We start from the raw sequence: 19,389 nt of genomic DNA, 5'->3' as shown, positions 1-19,389 counted from the left end.
ATGCTGCAACGCTGGTGGAAAGCCTGGTCCAGCACGCCCCCACCAGCAGCATTACAGGACTTGATCGACGCAGTCAGCCACGGCCAACGACTCAACCCCTACCTGAACCCGCCCTAACAAACCACCGGTAGAAAGACCCCGATCCCGCGTGTCGCGCCGGTGAGACCGAGTGCCCCGGAGTATTAGGAGTTCTCGTCAGGCGACCGCTACTGCCCGCCCCATTCGCCGAGCAAGGTTGCAATGGCCTGCTCAGACCAGTGGCCAGACGCGCCGGGGCAGGCTGCGACGTATGACGCGACCGCCTGCAGATCCCACGCGCCAGCCGACAGGAGCCCTGAAGACAGGAAACTCACGTAGGCGGGCGAGGGTGGGACCCACTGCACATCGTCCATCCCCCATGGGGCGGTGAAGGTCAGGACAGGCAGACCGTCAACTTGGCCAGCGCACACCAACGTCTCGTAGCGCCCCTCCCCCAAGACGGCTCGCCCATTCCTCAGCACGTCAACCAGGTCGAGACTCATTCCTGGATCTCTGTACATCTCCTGGGCGGCGATATCGAAGAACTGGTCGACAGTTACCAAGTGCGCCCTGGCGAGCACACGGCCACTCACCTGCGGGTCATAGAACGCCCTGCCCCCTCCCCACACCGGCGACTCGGTGGCGAAGTACATGGCTCCGGTCAGTTCCACCGGGATCGATCGAGTCGGCATCGCCGGATTTCGGCACCCGGGGTACTCCTTTGCAGTACCAGGCGGCTGGCCGCCTCTGATGTAGAAGGCGAGCCGATCAAGATGCATGTTGGAGCCGTAGGAGGTGTACCAGACCTGCTCAGGGTGCCAGTCCTTCGGCAATGTCGGATCAATGCTTTCGAGAGCCTTCACGCTTGTTCGCTCCTGGGAGACGCGCTCACTCGGCGGAAACGTCGTACCTGACGACGTGTCGGTCTCCCGGAAGGATCGTGATCATTACTCGTAGTGGTCGGTCATTCTCGTCGTAGCAGTGGGCGCGTACGACGCTGCCCGCCACCCGGACCGTCCCGACGACGCGCGGGGAACACTGGATCTACCGCGGCACCATTCCGTCCTCCAACGCCGTCATGCCCGGCGTGGACATCAAGTCCCGCATGGCTTACGCCCGGTGGCTCGGATACGGCACGGGCACCATGGCCCGGATGCCGTCGTCCGTCGTCGCCCTGGCCAGGAAGGAAGACACCACGCCCGCGCCGGGGAGGGTGGTCTCTTCCGTCCCCGCGCCCCCCACCTGGGACCGGATCGTTGCCACCGGTTGTCGGCACACCGCGCGGTTCGTACGCAGCGGCCTTGAACGCGGCCTGACCTTGGTGCGCGCCCGGACCGAGTCGGGGGGCGGGATCGCAGGCGTTCGGCGTGGCCCGGTTCCTGGCCATCCAGCACGCCGGCTGCCCTGGCCCGTGCGACCTTGAGGCTCTCGGTGAGGAAGTCGTGGCCGCCGCGGTCCTGATGGGTGTTCCCGAGGGCTACGCCCGTCGCGCCGTCGCCAACGGCCTCAACGTCGGCCAGGAGACGGCAGCATGACCCGACAAGCCCAACCTCCCCGCCAACGGGCCGCAGGACGCCGTACAGGCCGCACCACGGACGGCCGTGGGCGAGTCGACAGGCGCCGCCCGTAAGGGCGTCCTTTCTGCTCCTATCCCTGACCCGCAGGCCGAAGACGGCCGCTACGTCGTGGCGTGGCTGCACATCAGCGCACCGTACGGCGCGGCGCCTACCGCCACCTCGAAGTGCCTGTGCGGCCGGCACCGCCGCGCCGTCGGTCAGCGGCGAGTACTCGCCCTGATCCAAGACCACCAAGACCACCGCGACCACTGCCCGCTCCGAACGCCGCAGGAGGGGAGGACCGCCGCATGACCGGCCCGGAAGAACTGCCCGCACCCTCCAACCCCATGGCCGTCGCCCGCCGGCTCCTCCCGGACTGGCAGACGCCCGACGGGCATTTGCTGTGCCGCCGCTGGCGTGGTTCGTGGATGCGCTGGACCGGCACCTCTTGGCGGGAGCTGGACGAGCAGCAGATGCGCGCCGCCATGTACAAGCGGCTGGAGCACGCCACGTACAGCACCCCCGGCAAGGACGGACAGCCTGAGACGCGGGACTGGGCGCCCACGAAACAAAAGATCAGCAACCTTCTGGACGCACTCGGCGCCGTCACCCTGCTGCCCACCGAGGTGGACGCCCCCGCCTGGATCGACCAGAACGACGCGAGCGAGCAGGACAACAGCCCCATCGTGGCCTGCGAAAACGGGCTGCTACGCATCCGCGACCGCGCCCTGCTCCCGCACCGGCCCGGATTCTTCAACCTCGTCTCCGTGCCCTACGCATACGACCCGCAGGCCACCGCCCCCACCTGGGAACGCTTTCTGCGGCAGATCTGGCCCGACGACCTGGACGCCATCAACGCGCTTCAGGAATGGTTCGGCTATGTCCTGTCCGGCCGCACCGACCAGCAAAAGATCCTGCTCATCAAGGGCCCATCGCGGTCGGGCAAGGGCACCATCGCCCGCGTCCTCAAAGAGCTGGTCGGACGCGAGAACCTCGCCGGCCCCACCCTCGCCGGACTCGGCAGCAACTTCGGCCTTTCCTCCCTGCTCGGCAAGCCGCTTGCGGTCATCTCCGATGCGCGCCTGTCCGGCAAGGACGGAGGCCAGGTCGTCGAACGGCTGCTGACCATCTCCGGTGAGGACACCATCGACATCGACCGGAAGTTCCGCGACCCGTGGACGGGCAGGCTGCCCACCCGGCTGATGATCCTCACCAACGAGTTGCCGAACTTCGGCGACTCCTCCGGGGTCATCGCCCGCCGCTTCGTGGTGCTGAACATGACGGTGTCGTGGCTCGGCAAGGAGGACACCGGCCTGACAGACCGGCTCGCCGCCGAGATGCCCGGCATCCTCAACTGGGCCCTGGACGGGCTGGCCCGCCTGGAGCGCACGGGCCGGATCGCTGAGCCGCCTTCATCGCGGGAACCGGTGGCCATCATGCAGGACACCGCCTCCCCGACCAGCGCGTTCGTCCGCGAACGCTGCACCACCGGGCCCGCCTGCACGGTTCCCGTGGACACGCTGTGGGCGGTCTGGCGGGAGTGGGCCGAGGACAACGGCGTCCGCGGCGTTGGCACGAAGCAGATGTTCGGCCGCAACCTGCTCTCCGTCGTACCCCAGCTTCGACGGACGCGCCCCGCGATCAGTACGGCCGACAGGTGCCCACCTACGCCGGGATCACCCTCAGCCTGTCCGAGCCGCAATCACCCGCGTCGTGACTCACCGCGACTCAACACCCCGCCAAACCACTCTGAGTCGCGCTGAGACGCGACCCACAGCAATGCGGGCCCAACACTGCTCAGCCCCTTGTCGCCCTGCCGAGGAGGCACACCCCGATGAGCACCGCCATGCCCACGGCCCATGAGGCACTGACGGTCCCCGAGGTCATGAAGGCCCTACGCCTGAGCCGCAGCAAGGTCTACGACCTCATCCGCTCCCGCCAGTTGGCGAGCTTCACCGTCGGGCGCGCATGCCGCATCTCCCCCGACAGCCTGCGCGCCTTCATTCAGGAACAGATCGAGGAGAACGCAGCCTGATGGCACCCCGAAAGAGGAACCCCAACGGCGCCGGCAGCATCTGGCAGCGCAAGGACGGGCGCTTCGAGGCGCGCGTCTACGTGCCGCAGCCCGACGGCACCCGCAAGCGCAAGACGGTCTACGGCGCCACCTGGGAGGAGTGCGACGAGAAGCGTCAGGAACTCGTGCGGCGCGACCGCCAGGGGATCCCGACGCCGTCCCGGTCGGCCAAGCTCTCCGAGTGGCTCCCGTATTGGCTGGAGGAGCACATCCGGCCGAACCGCAAGCGCACGACGTACGTGAAGTACGAGATGCACGTGCGGCTCTACCTCGTGCCGTTCCTGGGCAGTCGCCGCCTGGAGTCGCTCACCACGGCAAACGTGCGACGGATGATCTCGGAGGTCACCGCGCAAGCGTCGGCGGCAACGGCCAAAGAGGCGCACCGTGTCCTCCGCACAGCGCTCACCGCCGCCTGCCGTGAGGAACTGATCAGTCGCAACGTCGTGCAGTTGGTCCCCGCACCGCGAGTCGAACCGCGAGAACTGCGCCCCTGGTCGCTGGACGAGACCCTGACCTTCCTGGAAACCGCTCGAACCGACCCGCTGTATCCCGCGTTCGTTCTGGCCGTCGCACTCGGTCTCCGACGCGGGGAGATCCTGGGGCTTCAGTGGCGGGACGTCGACCTTGACCGGCGCACCCTGACCGTCCGGACCACGCTGCACCGAGGCGGCAAGGAGCTGTACTTGGACACGACCAAGAACCGGCGAGCGCGAGTGATCCCCGTTCCGCTGATGTGCGTGGCGCCGCTCCGGTGGCAGCGTTTACGGCAGGCCGAGCGGAAGGCCGCAGCCGGCGCGGACTGGCACGAGAGCGATCACGTGTTCACCACCCGCAGTGGCCGGCCCGTCGAGCCCCGGAACCTGTACCGGTCCTTCCTGAGGATCGCGTCATCCGCAGGACTCCCGCAGGTACGGCTACATGACACCCGGCACGGGTGCGCGTCCCTGCTGTTCGCGGCCGGCGTCGCACCGCGCACTGTGATGGAGATCCTGGGCCACTCGCAGATCGCGGTGACGATGAACGTCTACACCCACGTGAGCGACGACAGTCGACGGGAGGCGATGAGCCACATGGACCGGCTGCTCAAACGGCGCCGGTAAGGGACTGCCGTCAAGGTCTGCCGTCAACGCCCCCGTGATCACGTGTCGCGGGGGCGTGTTTCCCTGGTCACAGCTAGAGCCCCCTGTCGGATTCGAACCGACGACCTTCGCTTTACAAGAGCGGCGCTCTGACCAGCTGAGCTAAGGAGGCCTGCACGCGCGCGTGACGTACGTGCCTGTGCAGTGTACCCAGGTCCCGGCCGAGCCCTGTCGAAAATTTCCGCGAAGTTCACAGCCCCCGGACTACTGACAGAACGGGTGAACGGCAGGTACCGTCCTGAGCCAGTCCGCTCTCGTGGACTACACCACCACCTTCCTACAACGGATCGTCCGGCACGTTCCTGCCGGTAGAAGGGGGCCCATTCACCATGGCCACTGTCTCGTTCGACAAGGCGACCCGGATCTACCCGGGTTCCACCAAGCCCGCCGTCGACGCACTCGACATCGAGATCGAGGACGGGGAGTTCCTCGTCCTGGTCGGTCCGTCCGGTTGCGGCAAGTCCACCTCCCTGCGGATGCTCGCGGGCCTGGAGGACGTCAACTCCGGCGCCATCCGCATCGGTGAGCGCGACGTCACGCATCTGCCGCCCAAGGACCGGGACATCGCCATGGTGTTCCAGAACTACGCCCTGTACCCGCACATGACCGTCGCCGACAACATGGGCTTCGCGCTCAAGATCGCCGGCGTCAACAAGACGGAGATCCGGCAGAAGGTCGAGGAGGCCGCGAAGATCCTCGACCTCACCGAGTACCTGGACCGCAAGCCGAAGGCGCTCTCCGGTGGTCAGCGCCAGCGTGTCGCCATGGGCCGCGCCATCGTGCGTGAGCCGCAGGTGTTCCTCATGGACGAGCCGCTGTCCAACCTGGACGCCAAGCTCCGCGTGTCCACCCGTACGCAGATCGCCTCGCTGCAGCGCCGCCTCGGCATCACCACCGTCTACGTCACCCACGACCAGGTCGAGGCCATGACGATGGGCGACCGGGTGGCCGTGCTGAAGGACGGTCTGCTCCAGCAGGTCGACTCGCCGCGCAACATGTACGACCGCCCGGCCAACCTCTTCGTGGCCGGCTTCATCGGCTCCCCGGCGATGAACCTCGTCGAGGTCCCGATCACCGACGGCGGCGTGAAGTTCGGCAACAGCGTGGTGCCGGTCAACCGCGAGGCGCTGAAGGCCGCCTCCGACAAGGGTGACCGCACGGTCACCGTCGGCGTCCGCCCCGAGCACTTCGACGTGGTCGAGCACAACGGCGCCGCCGCCTCCGCCCTGTCCAAGGACACCGAGGACGCCCCGGCCGGTCTCGCCGTCTCCGTGAACGTCGTCGAGGAGCTCGGCGCCGACGGCTACGTCTACGGCAGCGCCAAGGTCGGCGACGACCTCAAGGACCTGGTCGTCCGCGTCAGCGGCCGTGCAGTCCCGGAGAAGGGCGCCACGCTGCACGTCGTGCCGCGGCCGGGCGAGACTCACGTCTTCTCGACCTCGACGGGCGAGCGGCTCTCCGACTGACGCACCAAACACCCATCCCGGGTAATTCACCCAGGTTGACGAAAAGGGCCCCGCTGCCTGCGGCGGGGCCCTTTTTCTTGTCGACAAATACCCCGGCACACCGGCTCATTTCGAGCAGCGTGCGTCAACCCGGCACCAAAAATAGGCCCTACTTCATCCCCCGAACCGGTGACCAAATGTCGCCAAATCATTACGGGGCGCTACCCTCACTCGCGTGAAGCACTCCACCACCCAACCCACGCGACGCGGCCAGGGCCCCGCCCGCCGGATCGGCCGCACCCTCGCCCTCGTTCTGCCCGTCGTCCTGGTGCTCTCCGGGACCCTCGCGGTCACGCGGGTCAACTGGTCGGGGAACCCCGAGAGCTCGGTGCTCACCGCCTCGGACGTCTCGGCCTCCGGCGCCACGTCGCGCACCGCCACCCGCGCCCCGCACGAGGTGCTGCGCGACCAGCTCCTGACCGAGCTGCAGGAGCAGAACCCCGGCGTCGCGCTCACCCACCTCCAGCAGGCCGTCAACGAGCGTCCCTCGCTCGCCGGGCACTGTGCGTCCATCGCCCGCGCCCTGGGCCGCGCCGCGGTCCGCATCTACGGCCCGACCCGAGCCCAGTCGTACGCCCGCCCCGTCTGCGACACCGCCTTCGCCTCAGGCATCCTGTCCACCCACGCCTGACCCCGCCCTTGGTCTCCTGCCCCGGCCACGCACGCTGACCGGGGCAGGGGCCCGGGGCCCGGCGCATCCCGGTCCCCGCCCCCCGACCCTGCCAATCCCACCCCCGCGTACAGTGCCGGGCATGACTGATCCGAACGTCCTGTCGCGGCCCGTCCAGGCGGTCATCCTGGCCGGCGGTCAGGGCTCCCGGCTGCGCCCCTACACCGACGACCGGCCCAAGCCGATGGTCGAGATCCCCGGCACAGGGACGCCGATCATCGGCCACCAGCTGGCCTGGCTCGCCGAGGAGGGCGTGACCGACGTGGTGGTCAGCTGCGGCCACCTCGCCGAGGTCCTGCAGGAGTGGCTGGCGTCCGCCGACCTGCCGGTGACGGTCACGACCGTCGTCGAGACGGAGCCGCTCGGCCGCGGTGGCGGCCTGAAGTACGCCGCCGCTCGTCTCCCGCACCCCGACCGGCCCTGGTACGCCACCAACGGCGACATCTGGACCCGCTTCTCGCTGCGCGACATGGCCGACTTCCACACCGAGCGCGACGCCGTGGCGACGCTCGCTCTGGCCCGCCCGCGCCTCCCCTGGGGCGCGGTGCAGACGGACGGCTTCGGGCACATCACGGACTTCATCGAGGCCCCGCCGACGACGTACGAGATCAACGCGGGCGTCTACGTCTTCTCCCCCCAGTTCGCCGCGCTGCTCCCCGAGCGCGGCGACCACGAACGCACCACGTTCCCCCGTCTGGCCCGGGAACACCGCCTGGCCGGCTTCCCGATCCCGCAGGGCGCCTACTGGCGTGCCATCGACACCGCGAAGGACCTCACGGAGGCCGCAAAGGAGCTGGCCGCACTGGGCCGTTGAGGAGAGTCGGCGAGCACGTACGACCGCCCTAGCCCAGCAGGCCGCCCACCAGTCCGGGCTCCCCGGAGGACGAGGACCCTCCACCGGAGGAGCCGCCGGCGCCGGTGCCGCCCGGGGCGCCCGTGCCGCCGGTCGAGGCTCCGGCGGTCGGGCCGGCGCTGGTGCTCGGGGCCTGCTCGGCCGGGGCAGACTGCTGCGGCGGGGCTCCGCCCCCGGTGCCCTGGGTCTGGCTGGGCGAGCCGCCGGAGGCGGTGCCGCTGTCGCCGGTGGCGCCCGGCGTGGTCGCGGCGCCTGCCGTGGGGGCGGCCGAGGTGGCGCCCGGGGTGGTCGCGGTGCCGGCCGTGGCCGACGGGGTGGTGCTCTCCCTGCGCTCACCGGGCTTCGACGGCAGCGGAGAGCCGGGCAGTTCATTGCGCGGGGCCTCGCCGGGGCCGGGGACGACGACCCGGTCGGCGTCGCGGACGGCACCGCCGAGCAGCGAGCCGGTGAGCAGGGTCAGCCCGGTGACGACAGCGGTGACGAGGACGCCGCGGCGCAGGACGTAGCGGCGCAGCTCCCAGATGTCGGAGCGGGGTCCGAGCCGACGCCAGGCGAGTGCGGCCAGCCGGCCGTCGACGGAGTAGACGGGCGCGCCTGCGATGATCAGCGGCGACCAGGCAGCGAGGTAGATGATGTCGGGGGCGTCGTAGGCGGGGACGCTCTTCCAGCTGACGGTGACGAGGAGCGCGGCGGACAGCAGCGCACCGCCGACCGCTGCGACCCGCTGCCAGCACCCCAGGACCGTGAGGACGCCCACGATGACCTGGGCGAAGGCGATCAGCAGCCCGGAGCCGACGGGGTGCTGGAGGGCGAACTGGCGCAGCGGCTCGGCGGCTTCCCAGGGGTGCAGGGTGTTGAGCCACCTGACCATGGACCCGCGCTCGCCGCCGTCGAAGAAGACGGGGTCGCAGAGCTTGCCCATGCCGGCGTAGATGGAGATGCAGCCGAGGAAGACCCGCAGCGGGAGGAGGACGACGCCGAGGTTCATCCGGCGGCCGGGGTAATAGGCGTGCCGGGCAGGATCGTCGCCCTGGCGGCGGGTGCGCGTCCCGGTGATGTCCTCACCGGCGGCGGTGTCGTCGTAACCGTCGTAGCGGCCGTACTCGTCGCGCTCGTCGTAGCCGTCGTAGCCGTCGAACTGCTCGCCCCCGTGGCCCGGTTCGTCGTAGGCGCTGCCGACGGTGCGCGTGTGCGGCAGCAGACGCGTCTCGCCGGTACCGGGGATGCGCTGCGCGCCGATGACGGGGGTCTCGACGGTCTGGTCCAGCTCGTCGTAGTCGGCGTATCCGGTGTAGTGGCCACCGCCGTATCCGGCGTCGACATCGATACGCGGGATGACCTGGGTGGCTCCGGCGTCGGCGGCGGACTCCTCCGGATGGCGGACACCCGCACCGCGCACGGCCTGGAGCAGGCGGTGGGCGCCGGTGTCGTCCGGGGCGGACCTGCCGCTCCAGACGACGGGACGGCGACGGGCGGCGCCGGCCGTCCGGTCCGCTCTGCCCGCCGTGCCGGCGACGGGTGTGCGGGCGGTGTCCGCGGCGGCGCTCAAGTGCCGTGCGACGCGCGGGGATTGGGCGCGCCCCGAGGAGGTGCCCAACTGCACGCGGAAGCTCGCATGGTTGACGATGATCTGCGCCGGATCGCTCGGCACCTTCACCATGCTCAGCGCGGGAGCGTCGTCGAATCCCGACGAACGGTCCCCCGTGGGTGTGCGGGGTGTTCTGGTGTCCACACTCATCTAACCGAGTGACGTGTGATTAGGACACTGCTTTGACTCGCCGGAAGTGTCCGGACCGCGTCAAGCTTGTCCGGACCGCCCGGAACACCCCGAGTGGGCGACTACGACGAACAGTTGTTCACGACCGTCGGCGGGCCGCCTCGTACAGCACGATCCCCGCCGCCACACCGGCGTTGAGCGACTCGGCCCCGCCCGGCATCGGAATCCGCACCCGGAAGTCGCAGGTCTCCCCGACGAGCCGGGACAGGCCCTTGCCCTCGCTGCCGACGACGATGGCGACGGGGCCGCCGAGGGCGTCCAGCTCACCGAGTTCGACGTCCCCGTCGGCGGCGAGTCCGACCACGACGATGCCGGCCTTCTTGTACGCCTCCAACGCGCGCGTGAGGTTGGTGGCCCGCGCGACCGGCGTACGGGCGGCCGTACCGGCGGACGTCTTCCAGGCACCGGCGGTCATTCCGGCCGCGCGCCGCTCGGGCACGACCACACCGTGCCCGCCGAACGCGGCGACGGACCGCACGACCGCGCCGAGGTTGCGCGGGTCGGTCACCCCGTCGAGGGCGACGATCAGCGGGTCCTCGCCCTCGTCCGCGGCGGCGTCGGCGAGGTCCTCGGGGTGGGCGTACTCGTACGGCGGGACCTGGAGCACCAGGCCCTGGTGGTTGAGCCCGTTGGTCATGCGGTCGAGCTCGGGGCGCGGCGCCTCCATGAGGTTGATGCCGCCGCGCTCGGCGGCGAGCTGGAGCGCCTCGCGGACCCGCTCGTCGCTGTCGATGAACTGCTGGACGTACAGGGTGCTGGCGGGCACGCCCCCGCGCAGCGCCTCGACGACCGGGTTGCGCCCGACGACCAGCTCGGACGCCGCCTTGCCGCCGCGGCGCTGCGGCGGACGGCCCTGTGTGCGACGGGCCTTCGCAGTGGCGGCCCGCTGCTTGGCGTGGCCCTTGCGCATCTCGGCGGGGGGCGTCGGCCCCTTGCCCTCGAGGGACCGGCGCCGCTTGCCGCCGCTGCCGACCTGCGCGCCCTTCTTGCCGGACATGCGGCGGTTGTTCGCGGCCATGACCTACCTGTCTGTGTGATGCGGTGAAGTACGTACGTCAGTGCAAGTGTGCCGCCCGAGTGGCCGGGCGGCACATCCTGGGTGGTCAGCGCGGACCGAGCGTCCAGCGCGGTCCCTGCGGGCTGTCCTCGACGGCGAGGCCGGCCTGCTTGAGCTGGTCGCGGATGGCGTCCGCGGTGGCCCAGTCCTTACGGGCGCGGGCCGCCTCACGCTGGTCGAGTACGAGGCGTACGAGGCTGTCGACGACGCCGTGCAGGTCTTCGCTGCGCTCACCCTCACCGGCCCACTGGGCGTCCAGCGGGTCGAGGCCGAGGACGCCGAGCATGGCGCGGACCTCGGCGAGGCGGGCCACGGCGGATTCCTTGTCGTCGGCGGCCAGCGCACTGTTGCCCTGCCGGACGGTGTTGTGCACGACGGCGAGCGCCTGCGGCACGCCCAGGTCGTCGTCCATCGCCTCGGCGAAGGAGGGCGGTACCTCGGCGGCGGGCTCGACGGGGCCGCCGGCCAGCTCGACGACGCGCTGCACGAAGCCCTCGATCCGGGCGAACGCCGACTCGGCCTCGCGCAGGGCGTCCACGCTGTACTCGATGGTCGAGCGGTAGTGCGGGGTTCCCAGGTAGTAGCGGAGCACGATCGGGCGCCACTGCTTGACCATCTCGGACACGAGCACCGAGTTGCCCAGCGACTTGGACATCTTCTCGCCGCTCATGGTGACCCAGGCGTTGTGCAGCCAGTAGTGGGCGAAGTCGTCGCCGAAGGCCTTGGCCTGGGCGATCTCGTTCTCGTGGTGCGGGAAGATCAGGTCCAGGCCGCCGCCGTGGATGTCGAAGGCGCTGCCCAGGTACTTGTGCGCCATGGCCGAGCACTCCAGGTGCCAGCCGGGGCGCCCGCGGCCCCACGGACTCTCCCAGTCGGGCTCACCGGGCTTGGCGGCCTTCCACATGGCGAAGTCACGCGGGTCGCGCTTGCCGGTGATGCCCTCCTCGGCGGGCTGGCGCATCTCCTCCAGGTCCTGCCGGGACAGCTCCAGGTAGGCGGGCCAGGACCGTACGTCGAAGTAGACGCTGCCGTCGGCCTCGTAGGCGTGCCCGCGCTCGATGAGGCCGCGCATCATCTCGATCATCTCGGTGATGTGACCGGTGGCACGCGGCTCGTACGTCGGCGGCAGGCAGCCGAGCGCGCGGTAACCGTCGTTGAACGCGCGCTCGTTCTCGTACCCGATGGACCACCAGGGGCGGTTCTGCTCGCCCGCCTTCCAGATGATCTTGTCGTCGATGTCGGTGACATTGCGGACGAACGTCACCTCGTAGCCCCGGTACTCGAACCACCGGCGCAGGATGTCGAAGTTGAGCCCCGACCGGATGTGCCCGATGTGCGGGGCCGCCTGCACGGTGGCGCCACACAGGTAGATCGAGACACAACCCGGCGTGAGCGGGGCGAAGTCACGGATCTGCCGGGCGCTGGTGTCGTACAGGCGAATAGTCACGAGTCCAGGGTAGTCGGCGGACGGGAGTGCCCTGCGACGTTCACGCCACAAACCAGCGCCTCCGGCGTTCAAAACAGCCCCTCCGGCGTTTGAGGAGCGGGGTCCGGGGGCCGGCCCCCGAGAAAGGGTCTTGGGGCGAAGCCCAGCGGGGGTCCGGGGGCCGGGCCCCCGAAAGGGGTCTGGGGCGAAGCCCCAGCGGGGGCCAGGGGGCGGAGCCCCTGGAGGACGGGACGGGTAGGGGCGGCGGGGGCGAAATCAGCCCGTCCGCACCACCAGCGCGGTGGCCACTGCCATGAGCCCTTCACCCCGCCCCGGGAAGCCGAGCCCGTCGGTCGTCGCGCCGGACACCGAGACCGGCGCCCCGGCCGCCTCCGACAGCACCTTCTGCGCCTCCTCCCGACGCTTGCCGATCTTCGGCCGGGCCCCGACGACCTGCACCGCGATATTGCCGATCCGGAACCCCGCCTCACGCACGATCCGCGCCGCCTCCGTCAGCAGCGCCACCCCGGACGCCCCGGACCACTCCGGCCGTCCGGTCCCGAAGTGCTGCCCCAGGTCACCGAGCCCGGCGGCGGAGAACAGCGCGTTGCACGCGGCGTGCGCCACGACGTCCGCGTCGGAGTGCCCGGCCAGGCCCGGCCCCTCGCCCTCCCACTTCAGGCCGGCGCACCACAGCTCGCGGCCCTCCTCGAAGGCATGGATGTCGGTACCGATGCCTACCTGGGGAAGCAGCGGTGCCTCAGAAGCCATCGGTCAGCCTCCGGCGCGCCAGGACCGCCTCCGCCAGGACCAGGTCCAGCGGGCGGGTGACCTTGAAGGCCTCCTCGTGCCCGGGTACGACGACGACCTGTTCCCCGAGCTGTTCGACCATGCTCGCGTCGTCGGTGACGTTGTCGGTGACCGTCTCGTGGGCGCGCAGCAGGATCTCGCGGTCGAAACCCTGCGGTGTCTGCACCGCGCGCAGCCGGGCCCGCGCGGGCGTGGCCACCACGGGCTCCGGCGCACCGGGGGTCTCGGCGGGCTCGACCTCCTTCACCGTGTCCGCGAGCGGCAGGGCCGGCACCACGGCCGGCGCACCGGCGCGCACCGCCTCGATCACGGCGTCCACGGTGTCGACCGGCACCAGCGGCCGGGCGGCGTCGTGCACGAGGACGATGTCGTAGCCGGGCGGCAGGGCGTCCAGGCCGAGCTTCACGCTCTCCTGGCGGGACTGCCCGCCCGGTACGACGAGGAAGTCGGTGCGCTCGGGCAGCGCGTGCGCGTCGAGCAGTGACTTGACCTCGGCGGCTCCGTCGGGCGGGGCCACGACGACCACGAGGGAGACGGCGCGGGACGCGGCCAGGGCGCGTACCGCGTGGATGAGCATGGGGGTGCCGTTCAGCGCGCGCAGCGCCTTGGGGGCGCCCGGACCGAGGCGTACGCCCCGGCCGGCGGCGGGAATCACCGCGGCGGTACGCGAAGGGCGCGAATCGTCAGACATCGGTTCCTGTCAGGTTTGTGTGCTCGGCCTACTTGGGTATGGCCTCAGCGTGCCGGGCGCACAACGGCTTGACAGGACCCTTCCGTGACCCTCGTCGAGCCTCCTGCCCGAGCCCGGCACGCACAGTAGCGGGGGGAGATTTCCTCGGCGTATGGCGTACGGCGTCTGATGTACGAGCATGCCCGGTCCGGGTGCGAACATGCCGCAGCGCCCGGCGACAGCAATACGTCATCGGGCACCACGGCATTTCGACGTGCCGGCTTTTGATGTCCACAGCGGCAGCGGGCCTGCTGCCTCGCGTCAGGAGGCGAGCACCTCGTCGAGCAGGGCCTCGGCCTTGTCCTCGTTCGTGTTCTCCGCGAGGGCGAGTTCGCTCACCAGGATCTGGCGAGCCTTGGCGAGCATGCGCTTCTCACCGGCGGAGAGTCCACGCTCGCGCTCACGACGCCACAGGTCACGTACGACTTCCGCGACCTTGATGACATCGCCGGAGGCGAGCTTCTCCAGGTTTGCCTTGTAACGACGGGACCAGTTCGTGGGCTCCTCGGCATACGGCGCGCGCAGTACCTCGAAGACCCGGTCCAGCCCGTCCTGACCGACCACATCACGTACGCCGACGAACTCCGCATTGTCCGCTGGCACACGCACCGTCAGGTCACCCTGGGCGACCTTCAGCACCAAGTAGGTCTTGTCCACGCCTTTGATCTGGCGAGTTTCGATGGCCTCGATCAGCGCGGCCCCGTGATGGGGATAGACCACGGTGTCGCCAACCTTGAACGTCATGTGACAGGTACCCCTTCCGTGGCTATCCAGGGTAACACGGAAACGGCAGCTTCTGAATGGCGTTTTCGCAGGTCAGGGCATATCTCGGGGCTTGACAACAGCAACAGGAACGTGCTTCGCCGCGTCCGCGGAACAAAGTATTCGCAGGTCGGAGCGGCTCTCCAGGGCGGGCGAAACGCGTACGTTACGCACCTCCGGCGACTCCATCAACCGGCCGAACGTCCCTAAATGTCCGGTTCCAAACGCTCGACTTCCGCTACTCCGTTCGGCGTCCGGGGGCCGCTGTGAGACGAATCCGGAATTGATCACGACACCCTCGGCGCGACCGTGCCGGTGATCAATTCCGGGTCGGCCACGCATTCCTTCACCCACATTTCGCGAAGGCTTATGTGAATGCCGTACGAGCGCGTCACACGCCGGAACAGGACACCCGGCCGTACGCCCTGCCGAGCGAAGCCGGGCGCTCGCGGGGGAGGGTCGGGTGCGGCCGTGCGGGAACGGCTCGGTAACCTGGGGCCGCTGACAGCCACTTAGGGCGGCTTTACAAGGAAAGCTGCCCCTGCGTTCAAGGAGTTGCCGCCGCCGTGAGCAGCAGCCTTCGACGCGGCGCCCTCGCCGCCTCCGCCATCGCGTTCTCGATCGCCTCGCTCGCCGCCTGCGGCGCCGGCAACAACTCCCAGACACTGGAGATCAAGCCGGACAACGCGGCCACCAGCGTCGGTGACATCAAGATCCAGAATGCTGTGGTCATCACCCAGCCCGACCCGGAGGCGACCGGCCCGGCCGTCATCTCCGCCACCGTCTTCAACAGCGGCAGCGCCGCCCAGACGCTGGACTCCATCACCGTCGACGGCGCCGGCACCGCCCAGATCTCGCCCGCGACCGGGAGGGGCAAGCTGTCCGTCCCGGCCGGCGGCTCGGTCGTCATCGGCGGCAAGAACAACGCCTCGGCCGTGCTGAGCAACGCCGAGGGCGTCACCGACGGCGACGCGCAGAAGGTCACCTTCTCCTTCAGCCGGACCGGGAACGTAAGCCTGCGCGCCTTCGTCGTCCCGGCCGAGAGCTACTTCAGCTCGTGGGGCCCGACCGAGATGCCGGCCGCGCCCGGGGCTTCGGCCTCCACGAGCGAGGAGCCCGCCGAGGGCACCGACGGTGCGTCGGCCTCGCCGAACGAGACCGGGTCCGCCACCGGCACGCCGGCCGACCCTGAGTCCGGCACCCCGACCGACGCGGCGTCCGCGTCGGCGACGGAGTCGCCCGCGGAAGAGGCAGCCGGTCACTGATCAGCGTCGTACCGCAGAAGGGCGGGACCTCACCGAGAGGTCCCGCCCTTCACTGCGTACGCACTGCGGTTTACGGCTCAAACTTGTAGCCGAGGCCTCGCACCGTCACCAGATACCTCGGCGCGCCCGGATCCGGCTCGATCTTGGCGCGCAGTCGCTTGACGTGGACGTCGAGGGTTTTGGTGTCACCGACGTAGTCGGCACCCCAGACGCGGTCGATGAGCTGCATACGGGTCAGCACGCGGCCGGCGTTGCGCAGCAGCATCTCCAGCAGGTCGAACTCCTTCAGCGGCAGGTCGACCTTGGAGCCGCCGACGGTGACCACATGGCGGTCGACGTCCATACGGACCGGGCCGGCCTCCAGCGCCGCCGGGGCCACCTCCTCCGGCTCGCCGCGGCGGCGCAGCACGGCACGGATGCGGGCGACCAGCTCGCGGGTGGAGAAGGGTTTGGTGACGTAGTCGTCGGCTCCTATTTCGAGACCGACCACCTTGTCGATCTCGCTGTCCTTGGCGGTCACCATGATGACGGGAACATTGGAGCGGCCGCGCAGCTGGCGGCACACCTCGGTGCCCGGCAGTCCGGGCAGCATCAGGTCGAGGAGGACGAGGTCGGCGCCGTTGCGCTCGAACTCGTCGAGTCCGTCGGGCCCGGTGGTCGCGACAGCGACCTCGAAGCCCTCCTTGCGGAGCATGTATGACAGAGCGTCGGAGAAGGACTCCTCGTCCTCGACGACGAGCACTCGGGTCACGGAAGGACCTCCGGGGCAGGAAGTGATTCGTACGGGGGTGTGTCGGGGGACGAGTCGGCGGACTGCCCGGCCTCGTCAGGAGCGGGGTGCTGGTGCGCCCGGTCGCGGGCCTGACCCGCCTCCGGCAGCCGCAGCGTGAAGGTGGAGCCCTGTCCCTCCGAGCTCCACACCGTGACCTCCCCGCCGTGCGAGGCGGCCACGTGCTTGACGATCGCCAGCCCGAGGCCCGTACCACCGGTGGCACGGGAGCGGGCCGGGTCGACTCGGTAGAAGCGCTCGAAGATGCGCTCCTTGTCCTTGTCGGAGATGCCGATGCCCTGGTCGGTGACGGCGATCTCGATGATGTCCCCGCCGGAGCCGTTCACCCGGCGGGCGGCGATGCCGACGCGGGTGCGGGCGGGAGAGTAGTTGACGGCGTTCTCGACCAGGTTGCCGAGGGCCGCGGCCAGCTTGCTGCGGTTTCCCCAGACATGCAGGTCGGCGGTACCGCCGGCGGCCATGGTGATCTGCTTGGTGCCCGCCTGGTGGCGGCACCGGTCGATGGCCTCGGCGACCAGCTCGTCCACCCGGACCGGCTCGGCGTCCTCCAGCGGGTCGTCGTTCTGGACCCGGGAGAGGTCGATGAGCTCCTGCACCAGGTTGGTCAGCCGGGTCGCCTCGATCTGCATCCGGCCGGCGAAGCGCTCCACGGCCTCGGGGTCGTCGGAGGCGTCCATGACGGCCTCGGACAGGAGGGAGAGCGCGCCGACGGGGGTCTTGAGCTCGTGGCTGACATTGGCGACGAAGTCGCGTCGTACCGCCTCTATCCGGCGGGCCTCGGTGAGGTCCTCGACCAGCAGCAGCACCAGCCGGGAGCCCAGCGGGGCGACCCGGGCGGAGACGGCGAGGGCCTCGCCGCGGCCGCTGCCGCGCCGGGGCAGGTCCAGCTCCACCTGGCGTATCTCACCGTCGCGCCGGGTGTCGCGGGCCATCTGCAGCATGGGGTCGACGGCGAGCTTGCCGCCGCGGACCAGTCCGAGGGCGTACGCCGCGGAGCTGGCCTTGACGACGGCGTCGGCCTCGTCCAGGACGACGGCCGAGGAGCGCAGCACGGACAGCACCGTGTCGACGCCGGGCGGAAGCACCGGGTCGGTGTGCAGAGAGGTCCGGGTGGGGCGCTTCAGGTCGCGTTCGCTCCAGCGGAACGCCAGCATGGCGATGACACCGGTGAGCACACCGGCGATCGCTGCCGCTGCGGCGACCGCCGCGTTCACGTCCATGCATCCAGGTTAGGCATGCCCTAATGGTTGCCCACAGCCGTCCGGGTGCGACCTCGAACACTCGTCGCCCAGAGTTCACCTTGGAGCCAGGGATGGTTCATTTGAGGAGGCGGAAACGGACGCGTAGGGACCGGAACGTGGGAGCGTGGGGTTCGTAAGACCGGCTTCACCACGGGCCACCGGCCCTCTGAATCCCCGAATGAATCCCCCCAGAAATCGCACGAGAGGGAACCCTGATGCGGGACGCGTACCACGAGGAACTGGACTCGATCGGCGACAGCCTGGTCGAGATGGCCCGGCTGGTCGGGTCGGCGATCGGGCGCGCCACGACAGCCATTCTCGATGCCGATCTGAAGCTGGCCGAGAGCGTGATCGAGGCCGACAAGAAGGTCGACGAGCTCCAGCACGACCTGGAGGCCCGGGCGATAGCCCTGCTGGCCCGCCAGCAGCCGGTGGCCACGGATCTCCGGATAGTGGTCACCTCGCTGCGCATGAGCGCCGACCTCGAACGCTCCGGCGACCTCGCCCAGCACGTGGCCAAGCTCGCCCGGCTGCGCTTCCCCGAGCGGGCGGTCCCGCACGACCTGCACGCCACGATCCTGGAGATGGGCCAGCTCGCGCAGCGTCTGATGGCCAAGACCGCCGAGGTCCTCGTCACCAAGGACATCGATCTGGCGATGCAGCTGGAAACCGACGACGACGCGATGGACCTGCTGCACCGCACGCTGTTCCAGCACCTCATCGACGAGCGCTGGAAGCACGGCATCGAGACCGCGGTCGACGTCACGCTCCTCGGCCGCTACTACGAGCGTTTCGCCGACCACGCGGTGGCCGTCGCCAAGCGCGTGGTGTTCCTGGTCACCGGCGAGCACGCGGACGAGCTCCAGCCCGAGATCCACGTCGAAGGGGCCTGAGCGACGGGCGCGCGAAACCCCTGACCTGGCCGGGCCGCTGCGTGCGCGAGCCACAGTGCGCCGTTGATGCGCCCGGCAAACGGGGCTGCAATGGGCTGACAGGCACCAGCCTTGAGGAGGGACCCATGGCCGAATCCCCCAGCACGCCCGGTACGACGCCCGACCCCACCCAGGAACGCGCCAGCGAACAGCCCGCCGAGATCAACAGCCTCACGCTCATCGGCGCGTGCGGCTGCGGCTCGGGCTGCACGTGCGGCTGCCAGCAGGGCAATCCCTGCCAGTGCTGACTCCGCTCCACGACGCCTGAGGGCTCCCGGCGCCGACGCCGGGGGCCCTTCGCGTCGCCCTGCCTGCGGCACGGGCGCAGCATGGAGTAAGGACGGGAAGGAGGTGCGAGGCCATGGCTGAGTTCATGGACGTCCACCACGACATGCGGGGCATCACGGCCGACCAGCTGCGCCAGGCCCACCAGGCCGACCTCGCGATAGAAGGGGAAGAGGGCGTGCACTTCAAGCAGGCCTGGGCGGACCCGGACTCCGGAGTCGTCTACTGCCTGTCCGAGGCCCCCTCGGCGGAAGCGGTCCAGCGCATCCACGAACGCGCCGGCCACAAGGCGGACGAGATCCATCCGGTACCGCTGACGGTCTGACCCCGCCGCCACGGCAACACCACCGGCCCCTGCCCGCGACTACCCGCCGACGGGGGCCGAGGGAGATCGACCGATCGGGTTGAGTTGCCTGCCCGAGGGACTGTCGGCTTTCCTGCCGGGCCCTTCTCCGCACAGGGTGTGATCATGAAGACGCCACGAGTGCACTGTTTGCAC

At 69.9% G+C, this 19,389-nt stretch carries 19 protein-coding genes, 1 tRNA gene and 1 pseudogene; 11 read left to right on the top strand and 10 right to left on the bottom strand.

Annotated features, from left to right (window positions below):
- Positions 1-206 precede the first annotated feature (206 nt).
- Positions 207-881 carry a histone deacetylase gene (locus tag ACTWQJ_RS01290; RefSeq protein WP_443304740.1) on the bottom strand — a complete coding sequence of 225 codons (675 nt, stop codon included), beginning with the start codon at positions 879-881 and terminating at the stop codon, positions 207-209.
- Positions 882-1,000: 119 nt separating this feature from the next.
- Between ACTWQJ_RS01290 and ACTWQJ_RS01285 the strand changes: the two are divergent.
- The 4 genes and pseudogenes from ACTWQJ_RS01285 to ACTWQJ_RS01270 form a co-directional block, all read left to right on the top strand.
- A pseudogene (locus tag ACTWQJ_RS01285) lies at positions 1,001-1,553 on the top strand (DNA primase); the annotation flags it as partial.
- A gap of 329 nt (positions 1,554-1,882) precedes the next feature.
- On the top strand, positions 1,883-3,337 hold the full coding sequence (locus ACTWQJ_RS01280) for a DNA primase family protein (protein ID WP_443304739.1): 1,455 nt from the start codon (positions 1,883-1,885) through the stop codon (positions 3,335-3,337).
- A 71-nt stretch (positions 3,338-3,408) separates the two neighbouring features.
- A complete protein-coding gene (locus ACTWQJ_RS01275; RefSeq protein WP_443304738.1) occupies positions 3,409-3,609 on the top strand; it encodes a helix-turn-helix domain-containing protein in 201 nt (66 codons plus the stop codon).
- Positions 3,609-4,748: a tyrosine-type recombinase/integrase gene (locus tag ACTWQJ_RS01270; protein WP_443304737.1), complete on the top strand. Its 1,140-nt coding sequence runs from the start codon at positions 3,609-3,611 to the stop codon at positions 4,746-4,748. Before ACTWQJ_RS01275 ends, ACTWQJ_RS01270 begins: the two co-directional genes overlap by 1 nt.
- Before the next feature lie 77 nt (positions 4,749-4,825).
- On the opposite strand, the gene ACTWQJ_RS01265 is transcribed toward ACTWQJ_RS01270, so the two are convergent.
- Positions 4,826-4,899 (bottom strand) — tRNA-Thr (locus tag ACTWQJ_RS01265).
- A gap of 217 nt (positions 4,900-5,116) precedes the next feature.
- Between ACTWQJ_RS01265 and ACTWQJ_RS01260 the strand changes: the two genes are divergently transcribed.
- The 3 genes from ACTWQJ_RS01260 to ACTWQJ_RS01250 all read left to right on the top strand — a co-directional run bounded on the left by ACTWQJ_RS01260 (position 5,117) and on the right by ACTWQJ_RS01250 (position 7,776).
- A complete protein-coding gene (locus ACTWQJ_RS01260; RefSeq protein ID WP_443304736.1) occupies positions 5,117-6,253 on the top strand; it encodes an ABC transporter ATP-binding protein in 1,137 nt (378 codons plus the stop codon).
- Positions 6,254-6,467: 214 nt separating this feature from the next.
- The gene (locus ACTWQJ_RS01255; protein WP_409471212.1) at positions 6,468-6,923 is read left to right on the top strand and encodes a hypothetical protein; all 456 of its coding nucleotides are present in this window, start codon (positions 6,468-6,470) and stop codon (positions 6,921-6,923) included.
- A 121-nt stretch (positions 6,924-7,044) separates the two neighbouring features.
- The gene (locus tag ACTWQJ_RS01250) at positions 7,045-7,776 is read left to right on the top strand and encodes a nucleotidyltransferase family protein (RefSeq protein WP_443304735.1); all 732 of its coding nucleotides are present in this window, start codon (positions 7,045-7,047) and stop codon (positions 7,774-7,776) included.
- A gap of 28 nt (positions 7,777-7,804) precedes the next feature.
- Here ACTWQJ_RS01250 and ACTWQJ_RS01245 read toward each other — a convergent pair whose 3' ends face one another.
- The 6 genes from ACTWQJ_RS01245 to ACTWQJ_RS01220 form a co-directional block, all read right to left on the bottom strand.
- The gene (locus ACTWQJ_RS01245) at positions 7,805-9,553 is read right to left on the bottom strand and encodes a DoxX family protein (RefSeq protein WP_443304734.1); all 1,749 of its coding nucleotides are present in this window, start codon (positions 9,551-9,553) and stop codon (positions 7,805-7,807) included.
- Between the two features lie 118 nt (positions 9,554-9,671).
- Complete coding sequence (gene rlmB / locus ACTWQJ_RS01240; protein WP_443304733.1) at positions 9,672-10,610, bottom strand: 23S rRNA (guanosine(2251)-2'-O)-methyltransferase RlmB; 939 nt, start codon at positions 10,608-10,610, stop codon at positions 9,672-9,674.
- An 85-nt stretch (positions 10,611-10,695) separates the two neighbouring features.
- Positions 10,696-12,096, bottom strand: a complete 1,401-nt coding sequence (gene cysS / locus ACTWQJ_RS01235; RefSeq protein WP_443304732.1) for a cysteine--tRNA ligase — start codon at positions 12,094-12,096, stop codon at positions 10,696-10,698.
- A gap of 255 nt (positions 12,097-12,351) precedes the next feature.
- Complete coding sequence (ispF, locus tag ACTWQJ_RS01230) at positions 12,352-12,846, bottom strand: 2-C-methyl-D-erythritol 2,4-cyclodiphosphate synthase (RefSeq protein WP_443304731.1); 495 nt, start codon at positions 12,844-12,846, stop codon at positions 12,352-12,354.
- A complete protein-coding gene (ispD, locus tag ACTWQJ_RS01225; RefSeq protein WP_443304730.1) occupies positions 12,836-13,576 on the bottom strand; it encodes a 2-C-methyl-D-erythritol 4-phosphate cytidylyltransferase in 741 nt (246 codons plus the stop codon). Before ispD ends, ispF begins: the two co-directional genes overlap by 11 nt.
- Positions 13,577-13,876: 300 nt before the next feature.
- Positions 13,877-14,359: a CarD family transcriptional regulator gene (locus ACTWQJ_RS01220; protein ID WP_003953493.1), complete on the bottom strand. Its 483-nt coding sequence runs from the start codon at positions 14,357-14,359 to the stop codon at positions 13,877-13,879.
- A gap of 584 nt (positions 14,360-14,943) precedes the next feature.
- Between ACTWQJ_RS01220 and ACTWQJ_RS01215 the strand changes: the two genes are divergently transcribed.
- Positions 14,944-15,642 (top strand): DUF461 domain-containing protein, encoded by a 699-nt coding sequence (locus ACTWQJ_RS01215; RefSeq protein ID WP_443304729.1) that lies wholly within the window; start codon positions 14,944-14,946, stop codon positions 15,640-15,642.
- 70 nt (positions 15,643-15,712) lie between these two features.
- Here the strand turns inward: ACTWQJ_RS01215 and ACTWQJ_RS01210 are convergent, their stop codons facing one another.
- Complete coding sequence (locus ACTWQJ_RS01210) at positions 15,713-16,393, bottom strand: response regulator transcription factor (protein ID WP_129798507.1); 681 nt, start codon at positions 16,391-16,393, stop codon at positions 15,713-15,715.
- Positions 16,390-17,652, bottom strand: coding sequence for a sensor histidine kinase (locus ACTWQJ_RS01205; protein WP_224734861.1), 1,263 nt, complete (start codon positions 17,650-17,652; stop codon positions 16,390-16,392). Before ACTWQJ_RS01205 ends, ACTWQJ_RS01210 begins: the two co-directional genes overlap by 4 nt.
- A 236-nt stretch (positions 17,653-17,888) precedes the next feature.
- On the opposite strand from ACTWQJ_RS01205, the gene phoU reads away from it, so the two are divergent.
- The 3 genes from phoU (at position 17,889) to ACTWQJ_RS01190 (ending at position 19,215) form a co-directional block, all read left to right on the top strand.
- Entirely contained in the window at positions 17,889-18,566 is a 678-nt protein-coding gene (gene phoU / locus ACTWQJ_RS01200) for a phosphate signaling complex protein PhoU (RefSeq protein WP_224734860.1), read from the top strand.
- Positions 18,567-18,691: 125 nt separating this feature from the next.
- On the top strand, positions 18,692-18,853 hold the full coding sequence (locus ACTWQJ_RS01195) for a hypothetical protein (RefSeq protein ID WP_165396262.1): 162 nt from the start codon (positions 18,692-18,694) through the stop codon (positions 18,851-18,853).
- A gap of 113 nt (positions 18,854-18,966) precedes the next feature.
- Positions 18,967-19,215 carry an SCO4226 family nickel-binding protein gene (locus ACTWQJ_RS01190; protein WP_224734858.1) on the top strand — a complete coding sequence of 83 codons (249 nt, stop codon included), beginning with the start codon at positions 18,967-18,969 and terminating at the stop codon, positions 19,213-19,215.
- Positions 19,216-19,389: the final 174 nt, after the last annotated feature.

This window comes from Streptomyces sp. KR55 (assembly GCF_052245645.1).
Taxonomy (GTDB): Bacteria; Actinomycetota; Actinomycetes; order Streptomycetales; family Streptomycetaceae; genus Streptomyces; species Streptomyces flavusporus.
The sequence above is the reverse complement of the archived record's forward strand: the minus strand, read 5'-3'. Positions and strand labels throughout refer to the sequence as shown.